24 protein-coding genes are annotated in these 19,087 nt (G+C 48.9%); 12 read left to right on the top strand and 12 right to left on the bottom strand.

The window, feature by feature from the left end; all coding sequences use genetic code 11:
• Positions 1 to 45: 45 nt before the first annotated feature.
• From AC6I7T_RS23890 to AC6I7T_RS23860, 7 genes are all read left to right on the top strand, one after another.
• Positions 46 to 345 (top strand): hypothetical protein, encoded by a 300-nt coding sequence (locus AC6I7T_RS23890; RefSeq protein WP_497790268.1) that lies wholly within the window; start codon positions 46 to 48, stop codon positions 343 to 345.
• A 356-nt stretch (positions 346 to 701) separates the two neighbouring features.
• A complete protein-coding gene (locus tag AC6I7T_RS23885; protein ID WP_497790267.1) occupies positions 702 to 1,796 on the top strand; it encodes a hypothetical protein in 1,095 nt (364 codons plus the stop codon).
• Positions 1,797 to 1,882: 86 nt separating this feature from the next.
• Complete coding sequence (locus AC6I7T_RS23880) at positions 1,883 to 2,488, top strand: siphovirus Gp157 family protein (protein WP_497790266.1); 606 nt, start codon at positions 1,883 to 1,885, stop codon at positions 2,486 to 2,488.
• Between the two features lie 748 nt (positions 2,489 to 3,236).
• Entirely contained in the window at positions 3,237 to 3,482 is a 246-nt protein-coding gene (locus tag AC6I7T_RS23875) for a hypothetical protein (protein ID WP_497790265.1), read from the top strand.
• Positions 3,475 to 3,918: a TA system VapC family ribonuclease toxin gene (locus AC6I7T_RS23870; protein WP_497790264.1), complete on the top strand. Its 444-nt coding sequence runs from the start codon at positions 3,475 to 3,477 to the stop codon at positions 3,916 to 3,918. The genes AC6I7T_RS23875 and AC6I7T_RS23870 overlap by 8 nt, the downstream gene beginning before the upstream one ends.
• 942 nt (positions 3,919 to 4,860) lie before the next feature.
• Complete coding sequence (locus AC6I7T_RS23865) at positions 4,861 to 5,634, top strand: hypothetical protein (RefSeq protein WP_497790263.1); 774 nt, start codon at positions 4,861 to 4,863, stop codon at positions 5,632 to 5,634.
• Between the two features lie 7 nt (positions 5,635 to 5,641).
• Entirely contained in the window at positions 5,642 to 6,169 is a 528-nt protein-coding gene (locus AC6I7T_RS23860; RefSeq protein WP_497790262.1) for a hypothetical protein, read from the top strand.
• A 73-nt stretch (positions 6,170 to 6,242) separates the two neighbouring features.
• Here AC6I7T_RS23860 and AC6I7T_RS23855 read toward each other — a convergent pair whose 3' ends face one another.
• Complete coding sequence (locus AC6I7T_RS23855) at positions 6,243 to 6,806, bottom strand: hypothetical protein (RefSeq protein ID WP_497790261.1); 564 nt, start codon at positions 6,804 to 6,806, stop codon at positions 6,243 to 6,245.
• Between the two features lie 251 nt (positions 6,807 to 7,057).
• On the opposite strand from AC6I7T_RS23855, the gene AC6I7T_RS23850 reads away from it, so the two are divergent.
• Entirely contained in the window at positions 7,058 to 7,588 is a 531-nt protein-coding gene (locus AC6I7T_RS23850) for a hypothetical protein (protein ID WP_497790260.1), read from the top strand.
• A gap of 33 nt (positions 7,589 to 7,621) precedes the next feature.
• Here the strand turns inward: AC6I7T_RS23850 and AC6I7T_RS23845 are convergent, their stop codons facing one another.
• Positions 7,622 to 7,993, bottom strand: a complete 372-nt coding sequence (locus AC6I7T_RS23845; protein ID WP_497790259.1) for a hypothetical protein — start codon at positions 7,991 to 7,993, stop codon at positions 7,622 to 7,624.
• 927 nt (positions 7,994 to 8,920) lie between these two features.
• Between AC6I7T_RS23845 and AC6I7T_RS23840 the strand changes: the two genes are divergently transcribed.
• Entirely contained in the window at positions 8,921 to 9,628 is a 708-nt protein-coding gene (locus AC6I7T_RS23840; protein WP_497790258.1) for a hypothetical protein, read from the top strand.
• Between the two features lie 120 nt (positions 9,629 to 9,748).
• Here the strand turns inward: AC6I7T_RS23840 and AC6I7T_RS23835 are convergent, their stop codons facing one another.
• The 8 genes from AC6I7T_RS23835 to AC6I7T_RS23800 form a co-directional block, all read right to left on the bottom strand.
• On the bottom strand, positions 9,749 to 10,285 hold the full coding sequence (locus AC6I7T_RS23835) for a hypothetical protein (RefSeq protein WP_497790257.1): 537 nt from the start codon (positions 10,283 to 10,285) through the stop codon (positions 9,749 to 9,751).
• A gap of 132 nt (positions 10,286 to 10,417) precedes the next feature.
• Entirely contained in the window at positions 10,418 to 10,918 is a 501-nt protein-coding gene (locus AC6I7T_RS23830; protein ID WP_497790256.1) for a hypothetical protein, read from the bottom strand.
• Between the two features lie 1,794 nt (positions 10,919 to 12,712).
• Positions 12,713 to 13,213 carry a hypothetical protein gene (locus tag AC6I7T_RS23825; protein WP_497790255.1) on the bottom strand — a complete coding sequence of 167 codons (501 nt, stop codon included), beginning with the start codon at positions 13,211 to 13,213 and terminating at the stop codon, positions 12,713 to 12,715.
• A gap of 6 nt (positions 13,214 to 13,219) precedes the next feature.
• Complete coding sequence (locus AC6I7T_RS23820) at positions 13,220 to 13,672, bottom strand: hypothetical protein (protein ID WP_497790254.1); 453 nt, start codon at positions 13,670 to 13,672, stop codon at positions 13,220 to 13,222.
• Positions 13,673 to 13,742: 70 nt separating this feature from the next.
• Complete coding sequence (locus tag AC6I7T_RS23815) at positions 13,743 to 14,513, bottom strand: ISL3 family transposase (protein WP_497790253.1); 771 nt, start codon at positions 14,511 to 14,513, stop codon at positions 13,743 to 13,745.
• Entirely contained in the window at positions 14,450 to 14,983 is a 534-nt protein-coding gene (locus tag AC6I7T_RS23810) for a helix-turn-helix domain-containing protein (protein ID WP_497790252.1), read from the bottom strand. Before AC6I7T_RS23810 ends, AC6I7T_RS23815 begins: the two co-directional genes overlap by 64 nt.
• 68 nt (positions 14,984 to 15,051) lie before the next feature.
• Positions 15,052 to 15,225, bottom strand: coding sequence for a hypothetical protein (locus AC6I7T_RS23805; RefSeq protein WP_497790251.1), 174 nt, complete (start codon positions 15,223 to 15,225; stop codon positions 15,052 to 15,054).
• A gap of 87 nt (positions 15,226 to 15,312) precedes the next feature.
• A complete protein-coding gene (locus AC6I7T_RS23800) occupies positions 15,313 to 15,828 on the bottom strand; it encodes a hypothetical protein (RefSeq protein ID WP_497790250.1) in 516 nt (171 codons plus the stop codon).
• A 253-nt stretch (positions 15,829 to 16,081) separates the two neighbouring features.
• Between AC6I7T_RS23800 and AC6I7T_RS23795 the strand changes: the two genes are divergently transcribed.
• The 3 genes from AC6I7T_RS23795 to AC6I7T_RS23785 all read left to right on the top strand — a co-directional run bounded on the left by AC6I7T_RS23795 (position 16,082) and on the right by AC6I7T_RS23785 (position 17,257).
• Entirely contained in the window at positions 16,082 to 16,363 is a 282-nt protein-coding gene (locus AC6I7T_RS23795) for a hypothetical protein (RefSeq protein ID WP_497790249.1), read from the top strand.
• Positions 16,364 to 16,568: 205 nt separating this feature from the next.
• The gene (locus AC6I7T_RS23790) at positions 16,569 to 16,787 is read left to right on the top strand and encodes a hypothetical protein (RefSeq protein WP_497790248.1); all 219 of its coding nucleotides are present in this window, start codon (positions 16,569 to 16,571) and stop codon (positions 16,785 to 16,787) included.
• Positions 16,788 to 16,810: 23 nt separating this feature from the next.
• Entirely contained in the window at positions 16,811 to 17,257 is a 447-nt protein-coding gene (locus AC6I7T_RS23785; RefSeq protein WP_497790247.1) for a TA system VapC family ribonuclease toxin, read from the top strand.
• Between the two features lie 1,103 nt (positions 17,258 to 18,360).
• Here AC6I7T_RS23785 and AC6I7T_RS23780 read toward each other — a convergent pair.
• Entirely contained in the window at positions 18,361 to 18,801 is a 441-nt protein-coding gene (locus AC6I7T_RS23780; protein WP_497790246.1) for a YbbD-related protein, read from the bottom strand.
• Complete coding sequence (locus tag AC6I7T_RS23775) at positions 18,798 to 19,082, bottom strand: hypothetical protein (RefSeq protein ID WP_497790245.1); 285 nt, start codon at positions 19,080 to 19,082, stop codon at positions 18,798 to 18,800. The genes AC6I7T_RS23780 and AC6I7T_RS23775 overlap by 4 nt, the downstream gene beginning before the upstream one ends.
• Positions 19,083 to 19,087: the final 5 nt, after the last annotated feature.

Raw genomic sequence — 19,087 nt, 5'->3', positions numbered from 1 at the left:
AAAAAGGCCTTTCCGTGCAAAACAAAAATAAGTTAGGAGGCACGAGTGCCAATCCTTACAGAGTTTGTCTACGCTTCTCCTTCCGAGCCGATGGCTCTCTATCTCTTCGCAGCCAACGGACACCATCGGGGACCTCAATGGTTTCGACGAAAACCAAAACTTCCAGAAGAAAAGCTAAACACCGGGCAGGCAAAAGAACTTACCAGAAAGGCGATGAAACAACAGCTTGAAGTTCGCATTACGGATGTTGGCGACCAGCTCGTGTTTCATTCTCGAAACGGCCAGATCTTGTACCCGCAGTGTTCCTTCGAGGAATTTTGGAAACAAATTGAAGAAGGGCTATAGCCTGACATCCTTGGAAGGAAGCTGTAGATTTCATCTACTTCTTTGTGAAGAAGATCTCCTACCCATGCTTCAAAGACGAGGGTAGCAGGACTGCCGTCGTTTCCATCAAGGGACAAAATCAGATCAAACAATGGCTGGCCGGCTTATCAAGGTAACAGCAAAATAAGCTCGCTAGCATCAGGACGCCGCCCAAAGCGCTCATTTCAGCTCAACATCAGAATAGAACTGATAGAAATTTCTGCTCTTCAGGCCGGAGCTGGTCCCAACTTCTCTTAATTCATTTAAGAATCTTTCGAAAGACCTTTCCCTAAGCACCAACAAACCTTTCCGCTAAATCAATTCCAGGAGAAATCACTATGCTCCTTACCATGGAGTCAAAAACCGCTGCTTCCCACAAGCTGGAAGAACTTATCCAGCGAGGACGCAGCAAGGCAAGCGATGTTGTCGACTATGTCATGAACCATCAACCAAGCGACCGGCTGGCAGTCGGCTCTGCTCTCGAATTTTCGCCAGAGGGGGAGAACAACGGCATTCAAGTAGGTTTTCCCGATCCGGCAGTAGGAGCTGTTCATCAGCGTCTGCATCGGCATGCAATCCAGCAGATGGCGCAGACTCTGGAGTTGCCCGTCAAATTCATCGACAGCTTGCAACTGTCGAAGGAAGCCTGGGCGCGTGAGCTGCTTGCTCACAATCTCCGAGAGATCTTCTCCAACCGTTTCGCAGGTAACCGATATCTCTTGCGTTCCGTGATGGGAGAAGTTCGTGGTTTTCTTTCCGACCGCTACCGGCGCCTCGATTCCAGGCCGATCATCGAGGCCTTTGCAACAGCGGTACAGGCGAAGGGCGCGTTGCCCTACGATGGCTATGTCACCGATACGAAGATTGCCATCCAGGCGATTATGCCGGAAGTTTACGAGCCAATCCCTGGCGAGATGGTTGCTTACGGCTTGAGCCTCGAAAACTCCGATTTCGGCAATGGTGCGCTATCGGTCCGGGCTTATCTGCTACGGATCTGGTGTGCAAACCTGGCTATTACTCACGAGGAGATGCGCCAGGTTCATCTAGGCAAGAGACTGGATGATTCACTCCTCTATTCTCACCGTACCTATGAACTCGACGCTGAGACCACGATCAGCGCTCTACGAGATGTAATTGCCGCACAACTAAATGCCGAAGCCTTACATCAGCGGATGGATTCTATCCGGCGTGCCAACGAAAGCCAACTGGACCCACACACGGCGAAAGAAGCTCTCAAGAAATTTCTGCTGAAGTCCGAAACCGACGCGGTGATTGAAGCCTACAACTCGCCCGATACCTACAACCTTCCAGCCGGAAACACCACTTGGCGTCTATCGAATGCCATTTCCTGGATCGCAGGACAGACCGATGATGCTGAAAGGAAGCTGGAGTTGATGAAGGTTGCCGGCGAGGTACTTCCATCAGTTGCGTAAAGCTGCATAGCGGCGGAGAGGAAGGGGTAGCCGACGCCTCTCCGTACCCTGCGGTTTTTCTAGAGGTATAGAAAAGGAAAACAGTTATGTCTTCAATAGCCGAACAACACTCCCTATTTGAAATCGATCAGGAACTCGATCTACTTCTTGAAACGATGCAGGAAGAGGTTGAGACACAAGGCGAAGCCTCCCCAGCATCGTTGGAGCGTTTTCAACTCTTCTGCGAAGGATTTGGAGAAAAGGTAGATCGGGTCGGCCGCTTTCTGCGTCTGATGGAGGCACGCGTCGCACACTGCAGTAACGAAGCCGCCAGATTGCAGGACCGCGCACGGACAACCAATCAGAAGATCAATCAGACCAAGAGTATGGTTCTGTACTACCTCGAGAGTAGAGCCCTCCGCAAGATTGAGGGGAGGGAGTTCACTCTCCGGAAGCAGAAAAACAGTCAAGACACGGTCCGCGTCGTAGATCCAGATCTGCTCCCGATTGCATTCCAGAAGGTGGAAGCACGTATCGACGGGGTCCTTTGGAGGAAGATTCTAGAGGCTCTTCCGTGCGATTTGAAGGAAGCTTTGACAGGCAGCATTCAGGAAATACTGCCGAATTCCGATGGTATCAAGAATGCCGCGAGCCGAAACGAGATCGTTCCCGGGGCGCATGTCTACCGTGGACATCATCTTCGTATCGCGTAATACAAACGTCCATAAGGAATAGATCAGAAAGGGATCTCCTCCGAATACAGTTCCCAATGAGGAGATCCCCTCTCAATGAGAACCCATTAGTGAAGTACTCTGTAATACGGTTTACGGCTGCTAGGCAAGTATCAACAGTAGCTTGTTTACAGAACTTCTCGTCAACAGGTGGAGTGCACCTCGTCACAATCGCCAAACTGGAACGGCACATGGAAGTTGAACCTCAACAAGAGCATCTATCAAGGATAGGTATTAACCATTTCGATTTCGGCTGAAGGCGAGTATCGCTTCGATGAAAGTTCGATTTAGAAGGAGCGAAATTGCAAAGAGAACGTGTTTCCTCGCCTAAACCATAGTCGTTGTAGGCCCAACAGCAGAACGTTCCTAAAAAAGGCAAAGTGTGGATTCGTTTTCGTGGTTGGGCTTTCGGGACAAGGAACCGAGGAGTTTTTTTGGGGAGGTTGAGGGCTGTTTTCTCCCGGGTATTTTCTTCATCAAATCCCTCTTGTCGAAGGTTTTGAGACACTGAACTGAGCTGCGGGAAGAGCAATGAAGAACGCATGGCTTTGGTTTGTTATCGTTTGCGTACTGTTCTTTTCACAGGGCTGCCGGACACCTTCGCCAAACTGGCAGGGGGAAACGGACACATCCCCTCTCATCCTCCTTCTTCCCCTCTTCTTATTTGCCTTCATTTTGCACTGTTACCTCATTCATGCACCACAAGATCATTTTGGTGCATAATAAAACTATGACGATACGAGCCAATCTTCACCTTGACGAAGACGCCTATCGAATCGCCACCTCATACGCCCAGGCTAACGACCTAGCCTTGGGTGCAGCTGTCAGCCAACTCCTGCGACGTACCGAAGAGCTATCTGCGCAGCAGTCTCCCAGGTTGAAAGAAAGTCCTCATGGCTACTTGATAGCAGCCCGCACAGGCAGGAAAGTCACTCCCGAGATGGTTAAGGAACTCTCGGAGGATGAACTTGGCTAAGAAGATTCGACATTTGCTCGACGTGAACGTCCTTGTCGCCATTCTCGATATGGACCATGTTCACCATGAACCTGCAACGGCGTGGTTCAATACCCGTGGCCTCCAATGGGCAGTCTCAAACCTGACAGAACTGGGCGTTATGCGATACATGACGAACCCAAAGGGCAAAGGATTCACAATGGAAGAAGCTACGGCACTATTGGCGGGATTGAAACGAAAAACGGGATACTCCTACCTGTCGTCCGATCTCGACTGGCAAACGCTGACCCGCCCTTTCGCCCGGCGTTTACACGGTTACAAGCAGGTTACGGATGCCTATCTTCTAGGGCTGGCCATCCACAACGGTATGAGCTTGGCTACATTCGATCAAGCGCTGTTGCATCTGGCCGGAGACCTCCGTCAACACCTTCTCATCCTGGAGGTGAAGAATCGATGAGTGATGAAAACGATATGCCCATTTCTGCCGCTCACGAGCCTAGAACTCGATCCGGAGACTAGCAATCGTAAACAGGAGCATCTTTAGCAGAAATGACCTTCAGCTACTCCTGCTGATGTGGCTAAGCCACTTGGTAGACAATACCCCGAAATCCTCGACAACGCAGCCCGGCCAATACATGTATCTTTTGATTCCTGTGGCCACGGCTCCTCCAACCACCCGCTGGGCAAATTCTTGGCTGGAGGCAAATTCATCACCCGAAATGGCAGGCCCGGCTCAATATCTTCCCTTCAGGGGTCAATCTTCTAGAGCTCGTGCCGGGACAGTTGTCCTCTTCCTTCCCGCGATGAATACCCAACAGGTCTTCCCTGCCCCCTAGCGGCATATGCTGCACTTGAGATTGAGCAGCATATCGCCTGAAGTTGGCACGCTGTCCTCGACTTCGATCACGGCTGGACTATCCCAGCCCGACGTCGGAGTTGCCGACACCTTCAGCGCGATTTTTTCATTGCCACCGATCCAGTAGAATCAGGTCCAATTACGCCGTACCTGCTCTTCACTCGTCCAGAGTTTTCCATACCATCAAAAAGCCAGAATTTTCTTTCTTCCTACAGGCCTCTTCCAACTCAACGCACCCATCACAATGAGACACGAAATTTGTAAGGATAACACCGATTCAAACCTAAGGATTGAATCCCAAAATCGGCTCCCATAGGCTCATAGCATGCGCATAGCGCATAAAAGGAGATTCTATGGTAAAAATCATCCGCAATACACTCGCAATTTCCCTGACCGGACTCCTACTTAGTGCTATTCCGGCAAATGCAACAATATCTGGGAGCAATCCAAGACCCGATTCGCCGCGGGCGGCTGTAGTCATTTCTATATTAATGGGACTTCTCGGCTACTAAACAAGATCGCTGCATTGTAGGATAAAGCGGCATGCAGCTCTCCGTCTTAGCGATGGTTTTGTGGGCGGCCGGTTTTGCCGAACTTGCCGCCCTGATGCTCGTTCTGTTGCTAAAGCGACGCTGGAGAAGCTTTCCTGCTTTTACTCTATATATCGGTTTTCAGCTCGTAGAGACCATCGGTCTCTATTCAATCCATCACATCGGAAAGCAATCCTTCTACTTCTGGGCATATTGGTCTAGCGCAACCGTCGACCTTGTGCTGCAGATTTCGGTGGTATTCGAATTGGCACGGGTTGTGCTTCGGCCCACAGGGACATGGATCCAGGATGCGAAGAAATTGTTCTACATCCTCGCACTCGCTGGAACCGTGCTCGCAGCGGCAGCGTCTTTTGCCGTTACCCCACAGTTATCCAGTAACCTGGATAACTGGATTGAAAGAGGGAATTTATTCGCCGCTATGCTCAATGTACAGCTCTATCTTGCGATGGGGTTTACATCTACGCGTCTTGGCCTAGCCTGGCGGCATTACGTCATGGGGATTGCCACCGGCTGGGCATTTTGGGCACTAGTGGGCCTCTTCACTGAAGCAGCTTACAGCTATTTCGGGAAATGGTGGCATGGGTTAGTAATCGATCAGGTACGGATTGTTGCCTATCAATTTGCAACAATCTACTGGACGATAATTCTGTGGTTGCCAGAACCGGGAAAGCGTAAAATCACGCCAGAAATGCTGAGTTACCTTACCCAGGTCCAATACACCCTTGAGCATGCCGTGAAGAGCGCAAAAAAGCTCAAAATACGATGAGACCGCGATGGGAATTATTGCGTTTGTAGCACTCGCTCTGATTGCTACAGTTGGACTTGTTTACATCACGCTGAAGAACAAGGAACTTGTGTCCGAAGACTGGGAGACGCTGGTCGCCAAGATCCAGCCGGTACCTTTTGAGGGACTAAAAGCGATTGCTCTTGAACAGCTGAATCCGTGCGGACACCAGATCGGTATGGAGCCTGAAGAGATACTCTCCGCACTGGGTGGCTTTCGCGGTCTTGCCCACATGCGTCATAACGCCAATGTTATGCTGGACCTTGCCTTATATGTGAGATCGTGGAATTTTACGGAAGCAATGATCGTCGCGGAAAAGATCCGACAAGATTCAATCATATTGAAGCGTGCCTTAGCACATATTGAAATGCGGTTCCTGTCACGTAAGCACCGAGTTCGTTTTCCCTTTTATTTACAACAAGCTGCAGCCCAATACTACCTAATGAATCAAAGGTTACTTACTCTTTATGAGAACAACCAATTTGTTCTCTATCCCCGCTTGGCTAGTGCATTATGAACTGCACCAATCAGCTCATACAACGTCATTGACGGCACAAAGACTGAGATAGCACTTCATAATCTCCTGCCCCTCAAAGCTTCTGCGAATGGCTATAGAGAAGGTTGAATAACTCGCGCAGTTCTCTCAAATATGTACGCCGTACAGTCGTGTGATCAGAGCCTATAGACTTGGCGATCTCTCTCCAGGAATGCCCACCGCTGCGTAACATCGTTATTTCTTGTGCACGTTCCGTTAACCGGGAAAAGATTCGATCGCAGTGCACCTGTTGTTCGATATCCGGTTTCTCAAACGTCCGATACGAAAGGGAATCCAAGTCGACCAGCAGACCACAGGCCAGTTCTCTACTGTTCCTGGCAGCCCGCTTCGATATACGCTTTAGCATACTAAGCATGCGGTAAAACAGCTGTTTTGAAGTCCTATCTCCTTTAAAACGAAGATCATACCATTCCGCGTTCTCTACCGCAGCATCCATCAGATCATACGCGGCATCTTCGTCGTGGAGATAATTGCGGGCACAGTAACGTGCATACGGCCAGGCCCAAGCGCAGGCTTGTGAAAAACGACCATCTACATCATCCCGATTCGGATTGAAGTATCTATATTCGACGCGCCTGTGAGATTCATCTGAAGACATCACTACACCTCTCTAGACTCTAGATCGTCGAAATGGAAATTACAGCACAGGACTGCACTTAATAGGGCACATTCTAACCAGATATCGTCACTTTCCTCAACTCCTCTTCCCCGCTCAATGTACTAACCAGTCGACAACAGAGAGATGATACGGTTATCGTACTTCAGAGGCGTTTTTGCAAAACCCGAAAAGGCGAACGTTATTTGTTCAAAGTTATAATTCATAGTCGGCGGCCATAGGGTGACGAAAGAATGATAGCCATTTTCTGGATCGTACTGATCGCCGTATCTCTGGTTCTTATACCTGCAATCCGGTACCTACTCTTCTCTCATCGACTCCGTTCCACCCCCTGGGAAGCACTACTGGCTCAGTTGCAGAGTGTTCCGTGGAATGACCTGGAAACGGTAGTGTTTGATAATCTAAAACCGCACAACGCCCAGCTAACAATTGCCCCCTCCGAAATGTGGCAATTGCTAGGAGGAATCCAGGGATTAAAGAGAATGAAACGGAATGCGGATATTTTGATTGCCTTGGCTGTCCACGTTCAACAGTGGAACTTTGCGCAATCTATCATTACTACCGAATGCATGCACATGGACGCGATTCGGCTGAAGAGTGCAATCGTACATGTGCAGACCGGGCTATTCTTCCGAAAAAGCCCCCAGGTTCTTTTCCATGTTCATGACGCTGCTGCCGCTTATTATCTGATGATGCAGAGGCTCCTAGCTCTCTATGCCTCAACCTCTATTGGACGTTTATCTCGCCTGCGTGAGGCACTTTGAGAACTATTTCTCTCCCGCAAAAGTAACTGATCCTTATGCTGACCTGTCGTAATCCTCACCAAGCCGTCGCCGAAGTTCGGCATAGCGAGCATTAACCTCTTTAGCAAAAGCGACCGTTTCCTCGCTTGGCTGTTTTTCAGTAAAAGCTTCTACAACTTGCCTCTGACGATCCATCGCACGCAACAAAGATGATTCGTATTGCTTCCAATATTCCTTCTGTTCTCTTTGTGAACCGAGGGACAGCCGTCTCTGGACTATTAGCAACATACCCATATCGGCCAGCCATTCAGCTACCGATAACAACAATTGAATGAAGATGATAGGAAAGAACAGAAAGTAACAAAAGTACCGAAAGGCCGCCGGGTAGGTTCTGAAGCGTTGTGCTGATGCCTGATAGCTCTCCAAATAGGTCTTAACGATCGGTATCATCTCTCGATTCCCTTTACATCGATACGCTTACGGAATCGCGTTGTTGGATCTCGAAATTGAATCAAATAGTTACGCGTCTCAAAATCGACATACGCGAATTGTTCGACTACTGTACATTTCTTTCTTTCCAGATTCAACCATCTCAAGCCACTAACCGATTGGCAGCTCGAAGTAGACTAGTCGTCTTCGCTTTCTCGCGCGTTTTGGGAGAAATATTCCACGCATTCGCTGCTAGAAACATCCTAGCCCCTCCATTACGCATTCCATATGAATTCAGCCCGAACCCCACTTCCTCGTGCTCAAATGCAATTTTGGATCACGGCACACCTGCACTACTAAGCTAAACAAATCCGCAAACCACCCACGAAAATATCTTCGTAATCGCTGCCCCAAATCTGAGTTTCAAATGCCTTATTCATTTGTAGGCTCCTGGCGAGATAGCTAAGCCTAAGCGGGGCCATAGGCAAGCAGGTTTCCGATAATGAGATCTTAAACGCCTAATGATGAAGCAGAACCTTGTGGGCATTATGCGTCCTGCTGCTGTATACGCCGAAATGAGTGGCCAGGCGTGCTGTAGAAGCTAGTTCTCCAACCGCCTAGGCGGATAGATGCGAGATCACTTGATAGAGATATCGAGGTGTCAATGAAGCCTTTCAGGGCACATCTCACGGCCGATGTCAAAGCAGCCAGGAACGCACGACACCCCTAACCTTATGTTAAGCATGGACCGACATGCTTCGACATCTGAATCTCCTGGCAAGCAGCGTTCCTCCGGACGGAATTGGACGATCAGCGGCTCGGAGCAATTTTTGACTACATGCCTTATCACAGTTGCCGTTTCTGAACTGCTTCTAGCTATAGGGACAACACAGACTATGACGGACCAAATCTTCAGGAAGGAATATGAAACAGAAATTGAAATGGACAGATGAAGCAGATAGCTTTGTTGAACGTGCCAGCTCGATTCTATCCCGCAGGCTAGATCAATTAGCAGATGAACTGCAGCGTCTCTCGGGAAGAAGCCGCCGAGAATGCTGGAACTACCTGAGCCAGAAGATCTTCAGGAGAAGCAGTTCTATATCTTCCTGGCGAGAGGAAGATATGGAAAGAGCCCGAGAGTTACTTGCCGAATTACCCATTCACGAAGTTGCCAAAAGGCTCGGAAGAACTGTACCGGCGGTAAGGAATATGCTTTGGCGCTTCAATCTGAGCGTGCGAGACATGCAGTGCGATCTACACACAGTTACATCACTGGCGAAGGTTCTACATGTCCGTAAAGAAGAAGTCCAGACTTGGATTCGCAATGGTTGGCTTGTCCAACACTCAACTCAAATCGGGAAACGTATTGTACGGTACATTACTTCTGATGCTTTTGTGCAATTCTGGAAAACGCATCAAAGAGATATTCTTGCCAGACGCAGGTTCAACTATTCCTACTTCGAGGCCTTCTATCTCTACTGCTATTCTCCCAAGCATACCGTTGGCGACCAACTTCTAGAGGTGCGTTCCGACAAAAAGGAGAGACTAGCCTATGCAAATATCGAACACAAAGAAACGACGCAACCCTCAGGAAAACAAGACGATGACTTCGACAACAAAATTGACGACTAGACTTCAAAATAGAGAGGCGGAGACCGATCCTCTAGCTAAAGGAAAACAGGACCACATGCATTCAAATCATCTTGTGCGAGCTACAGAGTATTTCGCCCTTCCGCAAAATCTGTTGATTCGTTATTGCAGCGTGACCAATACCTCGATCACCCCGTTACCAGAATCCAGATTGCCCATCGCCTTGCCGACCACAGCGCCCAGCATCCGATTTCGATCCGTGCCCTTCATTGCGTAGCCTGGCTTTGAGGATGAAACGAGCAGATCTCCGACTTTGATTGCGCCATTCTCAGCAGTCACCCGAGCGGGTAGAACGCCAACCATAGCCATCGGAACTTCGCTATCACTCTGGGGTCCCGTCTGGCGACGGCCTATTGGTCCTGGCTTTGTCGAATAAATTCCCGCGACCGCAGTGGAATATGGCTCAATGGACTTGAGAATTCTGCCGGGATTATCCGGATCAAGGATCAGCAGATCGCCTGGAGCGTATTTTGTGCGGTCTCCGGTCACATCCATCGATTCCGCATAATCGCCACCGCAGTTCCCCGAGTATGGAAAGCTTTGCGCGGTTTGGTTATTTCCGAAATAAATGCTGCCGTCGATCTGCACGTCGCCGGCAATGTGGAGCTTGCGGCCTGGAGATGTCGTGCCGATGCCCACATTGCCAACCTCATTGATCAGCATGTTGGGAGAATGGGCCGAGGGATTTGCCGTATTATATGCAGTATAAAAACCAAGCGTATTCAGCCTGATTCCCGCATAGCCGGATGCAGGATAACCACCACAACAGGTTCAAACCGGTGTCGCCACTATCCCCGATGCAAGGCTCTCGACGTCTCGGAATGCCCCAAAGAGGAGCAAATAGTGTCCCGTACTTGCATTATTACTGTCTTGTCCGCCAATCAAAATACTTGGATTCTGAGAATAAGAGGAACCCACCTGTAAGAGTTGGCTCGGAGCTGTAGCACCAATGCCTACATTGCCTGCGTTAAACCAGCTAGTTCCTGTTGTATTAAGGAAAATCTTTTGATTCGAGCCTCCGTCCCTCAATTCAACCGTGGCTCCTCCGTTGGTTTGATTCCATACACCAAATATTTGATTGCCTGCACTATTTATGACTGTAGAAACGAACTGATCGGTGCCAGGGGATGCCACCGCTAATGGAGCATTGGGATTCGTGGTGCCAATCCCGACCTTACCATCTAGGGGAAGCGTATTCGTCTGCGCTTTCAATGAAGAGCCGAATATTATCAGCGCCGTAGCCGCCGAGACCAGCTTTATATACTTATGCATTTTGTTCTTTCCATCCCATCGCTCTGTATTCCAAGTGGCATCTCCCACCACGCAGAGCAACTGCTTCCCAACACATGAAATCATATTAAACTGCGGTGCCAATAACTTTTCACCCTTAAGCAGGCGATCCAAGCTATACAAAGCTATCAACGCATTTTCGCCACAAATGGACGAGAATATGCAATGAGGGTTCCATTCCTTTCGGCTGTTTATGCAGATGCAGATAGCCGATATCGCTCTTTATCGCGAACAGGTTCAATATCGCGGTTTTAATTTTGTACTCGCTAACGCAGCGACTAGAGATTCCTTTGTTATGGAGGTAACTCGACAAAACGCAACTACTCAACAATGTTCAATGTAACAGTATTGGACTTAACTACAGTCTTCCCATCCTTAGTCTCTTCTGTTCGACTTGCAGTTAATATATATTGACCAGGCTCCGTAATATTGTATAACTTTCGCAGATCTAAGTTGAACCTCCAAAAGACTCCTGGGGGGAAACGGGCAGTACGGCCGCTCCCCGCAATCCCATGAATATCCTTAAAGTCCGAAGGTAACCCTCGCCCCGTAGTCAATCTCTGAAATGCCGTAGTCTCAACCTCTTTGCCATCCTTCGTTAACAAGACCTGTTCTGTCGTACAAATCTTGCACAACATAATATTCAGGTATATATAGGAATTAGTTATATTCGTATAATATATTTCAACTAGCAGTGGTGATTTCAGAGACAAAGTGCCACCAGGAGGGGTTATGGTGAGCGTGTAGTTTGCATTTTGCCCGTTGACTGCAGGCAGCGCGTGGTCTAGATCGGATTGCCCTGAACAGGACAATCCCAAAAACAGTGCCAGTGCGGCAGAAATCATATTTCGTGTTCTCATATTCGCTCCTTACACTCACATTATTTGGGAGTATCAGTTCCTAGGGTTGTCCACGTCGGAAACGTCGCCCGCGCTGGTGGTTCGCGTGTTTGTTTTGGGCATCCATTTGACGTGCTTAGTAACCATGTTGATTTTGATGTTGATCCATCTGGCTCTGTCCGTTTAGCAAGCGCATTGATTGCGCACCCAGACCAATGCCAAGTCACGGAGCGTAAGGGAATGGGAATTGATTGGCATTCGCTCCGATGTGATACACCGGTAATATCACCATCAGAATGTTTTGTTTGCTCACTCCAAGCCACCTGGCAACCCTTGGGAAGGCCTGGATCCCACATCAGATATGTTGTTGCAGTAAAAGTCCGCCACGCTTCTCCCTCCTCATTCAATTCAATCGCTGGGTAATCGTGCGCGTAGCTGCCAAGGTCAAACGGGAAAATGAGATCTAGCCCCATAGTAGCAGGTTCTAGTACATCACCCTTGTCATTCAGATATTCCATTTGTGAATTGGATATCAGTTGAACCCAAGTCATGAGTGGGTTGGTGTCCGCAGGGAATCCCGTTGCCTTACCCTGAAAGGCGATCCCCACAGTCTCTTTGTTACTATCGAGAACTCCGGTTATTCCCAGCCATTCATACTGCCGTGAATTAGTTTGCCCATCAATATCAGGCATTACATCTGGAGAGTAGGTAAACTATTAAACTCAATGAAGTCCATCTGGCAGAGTTTTTGCCAGGGAGGAACCGTGAGAACTCTGATCAAAGGGAAACGTTAGTGATTGCTTTCTCACTGGGGGGATGAGATCACTGTACAAGAAATAATTTCTAGCTACCCATAAATCTGCTTAATCCCCCCTTGTAGAAATCGAGGCGAATGTGGAAGACGGCCCTTAGCTTTGGTCGTCTTCCACGGGTGACATTATTTGGGGGGCAATACAGTGACTTGGATTTTGTTTGACTTGACAAGTATGTGCGTTTCCGGGTCAACACGAGAGGCCGAAACGATATACTCGCCTGGAACAGAAAGATCATATTCTTTTGCCAGATCGATTTCGCCCTCCATTGTTGAGCCGGGCTCTACAATACCAGTACCTACGCTTCCAAAGAACGGCTGACGGTTCGGATCAGTTCCGTGAACTTTCATTCCGTATGAAGTTTCCTTCACTTTATTACCCTGTGCGTCCAGCACTTGAAGTTGGTAAAACGGCCATGGTATTCCGGCGGCATATTTGATATTGTGATCCGAAATGTTGCGCAACGTAACCGTCACTTTGGTGTCCTCACCTATCCTTATTTCTGAAGCAGAAGCACTTAGCTGCAGGATGAACATGGCAGATGGTTGCGCCATTGTGTAAAGACTCGTCGAGACACAGCAGAATACCACCAGAAAACGGAGTACAACCTTGATCTTTCGCAACATAATCTCCTAGTTCGTATTTCGAACGGCACTGTCCCACGTAGGATGAGTATTGGTTGGTTGAACAACAGGTTTCTTTGCCGCATCAGTAGGACACTGAAGAATCCAGGTTGTTATTGTTGACTCTTGGTCTACGAGAGTATTTATAGCGCAGGACCTGAATGCCCAATCTACCTTCCCTAGAGGAATTGGAATCGATCCTGTGCATTTACTGACTGTCGAGTTGGCTGCCTTGCCATCTTTAGTCCATGTTGACGTTGCAGCACAATCGGGCGAGGGTGTTCCATCAGCATTTAATGACGGATCCCACATCAAGTACATGGTGGCATTGAATTGCTCCGCACCCTCTCCCAATGCTGTCTTATTGGGAAGATAAAGCTCAGTGCCAGGACTGTCGCTGGTTTTGTTTCTCTCATCTAGATATGTCGGATAAGTATACCAATTGTCTAGCCCTGGGGTCACACTCGTGTCCTTTGTCGGGGGAGAACTTAAGAATTGGGGCTCTGAGCAGGAATTCGACAGAGTAGGCCATTTATGCGGCTTTCCGAAAAGCGATGAACTTGGTGCTGGTATAAGCAACACGTTGCGCCTTGAGCAAGAGGTAGTTCAGGTTTTTGAAGCCTCTGCCGCGTCGGATCAGGGTCTTGATATTGCCGTTAATTGCCTCAACGACTCCCATTGGAGGTTGAACACGGCAGTGGTTTAGGATCCCATATACATGTTCTAAGAGCATGTAGGCTAGCTTTTCAAATGGGGCCAGTTCTTGCTCCTCGAGTTGATCCATCCAACTCTTCAGGTAATTGAGCATTGCTCCTTCATAGCGATAAAGCCAAAGTCGGTCCAAACTCTCTTTCAGCAGATAGGCCTTTAGAAGCTTCTCATTGATACGGAAGAGTGCCTCCAGGCTTTGTCGTTTTTCTCTGTCCAGATTTTGCCAACGTGTAAGCAGTAACCAACGCTTGCCCTTCACCAAATCCCGCACTTGCTGACCTTGCCGGAAAAACTCGGCCCGCCGTACCTCGTCGATTGCCTTATTGGCGTGTTGCAGAATATGGAATTTGTCATAAACGATGGCGCAGTCTGGTGCGTTCTCCTCTATGCTCAAACGAAAGGGTCTCCACATATCGACACAGGCCACTTGGATTCTCTCTCTCCGGGAAAAACTCAGTTGCTGATGGAAGAAGCTATCTAACGTTTCTTTCTTTCCATCCTCGCCAAACCAGAGTGGTTCTCCGGTCTCTAAATTGCTAACCACTGTAATAAATTTCCTCTTCTTGCCCAGGTAGATTTCGTCAACGCCCATCTGACGTAGAACGGGCTGGGTTCGGCTCCTAGCCAGCGCTGCAGATAGCGCAGATCTATGGCACGTACCGTACTCTCGGCTAAACCAAACTGCCGAGCCACTTGGCGCGCTGAGGCAGACTCGCAAGCTCTCCCCACGATGTCCTCAAATCGTTTACTGAACGGAGCTTTCGTGGGCAACTGTGCTAGCCGCTCGGCCTTCACTCCGCAGTCTGGACAGCGCACCCGATACGTTTCCACTACCACTGTGGTCGTGTACTCAAAACAAGGCAGATCACGCACTTCTCGGTACTGTATCTCCTGAATAGTCCGATGGCCCAAGACTCGTCCACACCCTCCACAGGTTAACTGGAGCTTGGCCCTCTTCCGCCTTACCCACAAACGCAATCGTTCCCGCTCTTCGTCTATCTCCACCCGATATACGTAATACCCTGGCCATTTCAATACTTTCGTCCATGCCTGCTCTTGCATCTCTCTAAAATAGCAAGCTCTCGCTTTTCGGAAAGCCGCATAAATGGCCTACTCTGTCGAATTCCTGCTCAGAGCCGATTGTTCCAAGAGAGATCGTCGGCATTTTGCAGAAGTTCATCTGCACTGCCAGGGTGGTTATACCGGTGAGTTCTATAGCCGACAACGAGCACAAACGTCGCGATGACTACTAGACACACGACAATGACGGCTAAAGACTGGGTGCGTTTGGGGGAGAAGCGCATCTCAATCCTCGCTGGCCGGTCGAACAGGTTGACAACAATATACAGGTGAATTGCTCAATAACTCAAATGAATCCCTGCCCGTGGCCTTTAGGGTGTAATTGTCAAGACAACTGTATTAGATTTGATTATTTTCCCTTCTTCCATCAGGTCGTCGCGTAAAAGCTGAATCGAATAGACTCCCGGTCTTGTCAACTTATACAAATAACTCATCTTAAATTCTTGATCAATATGACCTCCCGCCTCAACTTGGACCGTAAAATGACTACCTCCACCTATGGCTCTCGGATCGTCTCCATGTCCGTGTATGCGTTCTCCATAAGCAGTTTCAGGTATTGAATGTCCTGTCTCATCCAAAATGATCGCCGTGTAGTACCTATCAGCAAATGTAATGCCTGGGCTAACAACTATTTGTTTTGTTTCTACCGTATTGTTAATGACCGCAACATCCAACGTTACAGGGGTACCGAGCTTGACTTTAGATTCGCGTAGCCGAATTTGAATTGCGAATGGCAGTTTTTGATTACTGTTATGACAAAAACAATTGATAGGAACCGCGATCAGTAGAGTCACTAGAGTTACAAAAATCTTCGATTTCATCTTCATTATTGTCACCTGAAAATACGAAATTCCATCAAATGCTATTCTTACTGAACTGTATTGTCCCACGTCGGATAAGCACTATTGCAGGGTTGTCGGATGACGAAGAAATGCAAGCACCAGGGGAGCAGCCAACATTGGTCCGAGCCTTGTTACTATTAGGTTGGCCGTCACCAAGGCTTCTGCGTGGGCCTCGCTCACAAATACGATTTCAATGCCCTTGGACTATGCGGAACCTGCTATACGCTCAAGCAGCAGGATGAGGGAGTTCACTCTCCAGAAGCAGAAAAATAGTCAAGGGACAGTTCGCGTCGCAGATCCGAGTCTACTCCCGATTGCATTCCAGAGGGTGGAAGCACGCATCGACGGGGTCCTTTGGAGAAAGATTCTAGAGGCTCTTGCGTGCGATTTGAAGGAAGCTTTGACAGCCAGCATTCAGGAAATACTGCCGAATTCCGATGGTATCAAGAATGCCGCGAGCCGAAACGAGATCGTTCCAGGAGCGCATGTTTACCGTGGACATCATCTCCGTATTGCGTAATTCAAACGTCCATAAGGGATAGCAAGAGAGTGATCTCTTCCAAATCCCCCCCAATGCTATTCCCTTCTACCCACAGAGTATGGAGATTCTTAAAAGCGGAAGATATACCGAATGACGGGGAAATTGCCCATGAGCTCAATTGTCCTTATTTTGCACCGATCACATATGTTTGCACCATAATTTCATTATGGTGCATAATGAAATTATGACGATACGAGCCAATCTTCACCTTGATGACGACGCCTATCGAATCGCCACCTCCTACGCTCAGGCTAACGACCTCGCCTTGGGTGCAGCTGTTAGCAAACTCTTGCGACGTACCGAAGAGCTATCCGCGCAGCAGTCTCCCCAGGTTGAAAGAAAGTCCTCATGGCTACTTGGTAGCAGCCCGCACAGGCAGGGAAATCACTCCCGAGATAGTTAATAAGGAACTCTCGGAGGATGAACTTGGCTAAGAAGATCCGGCATTTGCTCGGCGTGAACGTCCTTGTCGCCATTCTCGATATGGACCACGTTCACCATGAACCTGCAACGGTTTGGTTCAATACCCGTGGACTCCAATGGGCAGTCTCAAACCTGACAGAACTGGGTGTTATGCGATACATGACAAACTTAAAGGGCAAGGGATTCACAATGGAAGAAGCTACGGCACTGTTAGCGAGATTGAAGCGAAAGGCGGGATACTCCTACGTGCCGTCCGATCTCGACTGGCAAACGCTGACCAAACCTTTCTCCCGGCGTTTGCACGGTTACAAGCAGGTTACGGATGCCTATCTTCTGGGGCTGGCCGTCCACAACGGTATGAGCCTGGCCACATTCGATCAAGCTCTGTTGCATCTGGCCGGAGACCTCTGTCAACACCTTCTCATCCTGGAGGTAGAGAATCGTGAGTGATGGAATCGATATGCCCATTTCTGCCGCTCACGAGCCTAGAACTCGATCCGGAGACTAGCAATCGTAAACAGGAGCATCTTTAGCAGAAATGACCTTCAGCTATTCCTGCTGATGTGACTAAGCCACCTCTTCCTTCCCGCGATGAATACCCACAGGTCTTCCCTGCCCCCTAGCGGCATACGCTGCACTTGAGGTTGAGCAGCATATCGCCTGAAGTTGGCACGCACTCCTCGACTTCGATCACGGCTGAACTATGCCAGCCCTACGTCGGAGTTGCCTAGACCTTCAGCGTGATTCTTTCATTGCCACTGATCCAGTAGAGTCAGGTCCAACTACGCCATACCCTACTCTTCACTCGTCCAGAGGTTTTCCATACCATCAAAAGCCCGAATTTTCTTTCTTCCTACAGGCTTCTTTCAACTCAACGCACCCGTCACAATGAGACACGAAATTTGCAAGGATAACCTCCGATTCAAACCTAAGGATTGAATCCCATAATCGGCTCCCATAGGCTCATAGCATGCGCATAGCGCATAAAAGGAAATTCTATGGTAAAGATCATCCGCAATACACTCGCAATTTTCATGTGAGGGGGAACAGTCGTGGGTTATTGCACCCGTCACATTGATGTTAGTGGGTGAAGGAGCACTGAGCGTAATGTAAGCATTCCAGTCGACAGCCGGCGCCGCCAGTTCCAAAGGGTCTGCCGCAGCGCCAATAAAATCTGTGCTTGCGGTATTACGGAAGACTATCTGGGTCCTGCAGAATATGCTTTGTCGCGTGCGGATCACAACGGACTGATGCGGCTTGCCAAACTAATCGGATGGCCTAAAGAGCTATTTTCTTGGGACGGAAGAAAGGGTATAAGTGCGAAGCTTAGAGAGCTTGGCCAAGAGAAAGCGATTGTACTTGCATTGATGGCGTCTGTTTCGGGAGATCTGACTGTCTCCGAATACTACTCAGCGAAACCAGCTCGTTTAGAGCAATTAGCCAAGTCGTTCTCTGTCGATACTTCTATCCTACGTAAAGAGGTAGAAAGGGAGATGGGGTGCCCCTCGCCGAGGGCCATCGCTTCTGCGCCGCACGCGCCGAACTCGCACGGACTATTTTTTTCGCGTCCAATAGTAGAACCGGTGCATAGCGGTTGAATGCGCTAAATCGAAATTGTCAGCACACTCGAAGACCTCATATCCCTTGCCCCTGAGTGCTGCTGCGTTTTCAGCAGCAACACCGTCTTCTTTGAGCCAACGTAACGCATAGTCTGGCATGGAGTAAGCATCTGGTGCATTTGAGCAGTTTTCTCCGACGATACCTGATCTCGTCGACAAGAATGAGCCGAGTACGATACCTGAGTCGAGATCACCTGATACAGTTAAACTGCTCGCATCTGGAGGAATGAACTTTGGAACCCATCCTTTATCGATTAGGCCTGTCCTTCTGACATCCTCAACGTTCTCGAAATGCTTGGTCCACGACTCCTTACAGCCAATCAGCCCCAAAGCGACGATTCCGAAGAGCAGCATGCTTCTAGTGAAGGAAGTCATGGCAGCCCCCTTACCCAGTATTGGGCGCACGCACTCATTCCACCATTGATTCCTGCATAATCAGCCTTCAAGTCCTCTCTACTGTCGGCGATTGAATCTCTGAAATTCAGCCCATGCTTGTTGCCAATAATGAGATACCAGCGGTACTTGACCGTATCGGTGATCTCTCTTCCCCAACTCGCTGTTTCAGCTGCGGCTTGTCCTCTGACTCCTAACGATGACGCACGAGCCATCGCGGCGCAATGAAAAAACTTGTCACTGTTTTTTACGTTTTTACACAATATCG

Source organism: Humiphilus diazotrophicus, assembly GCF_059726315.1.
This window is presented reverse-complemented; position numbering and strand designations above follow the sequence as displayed.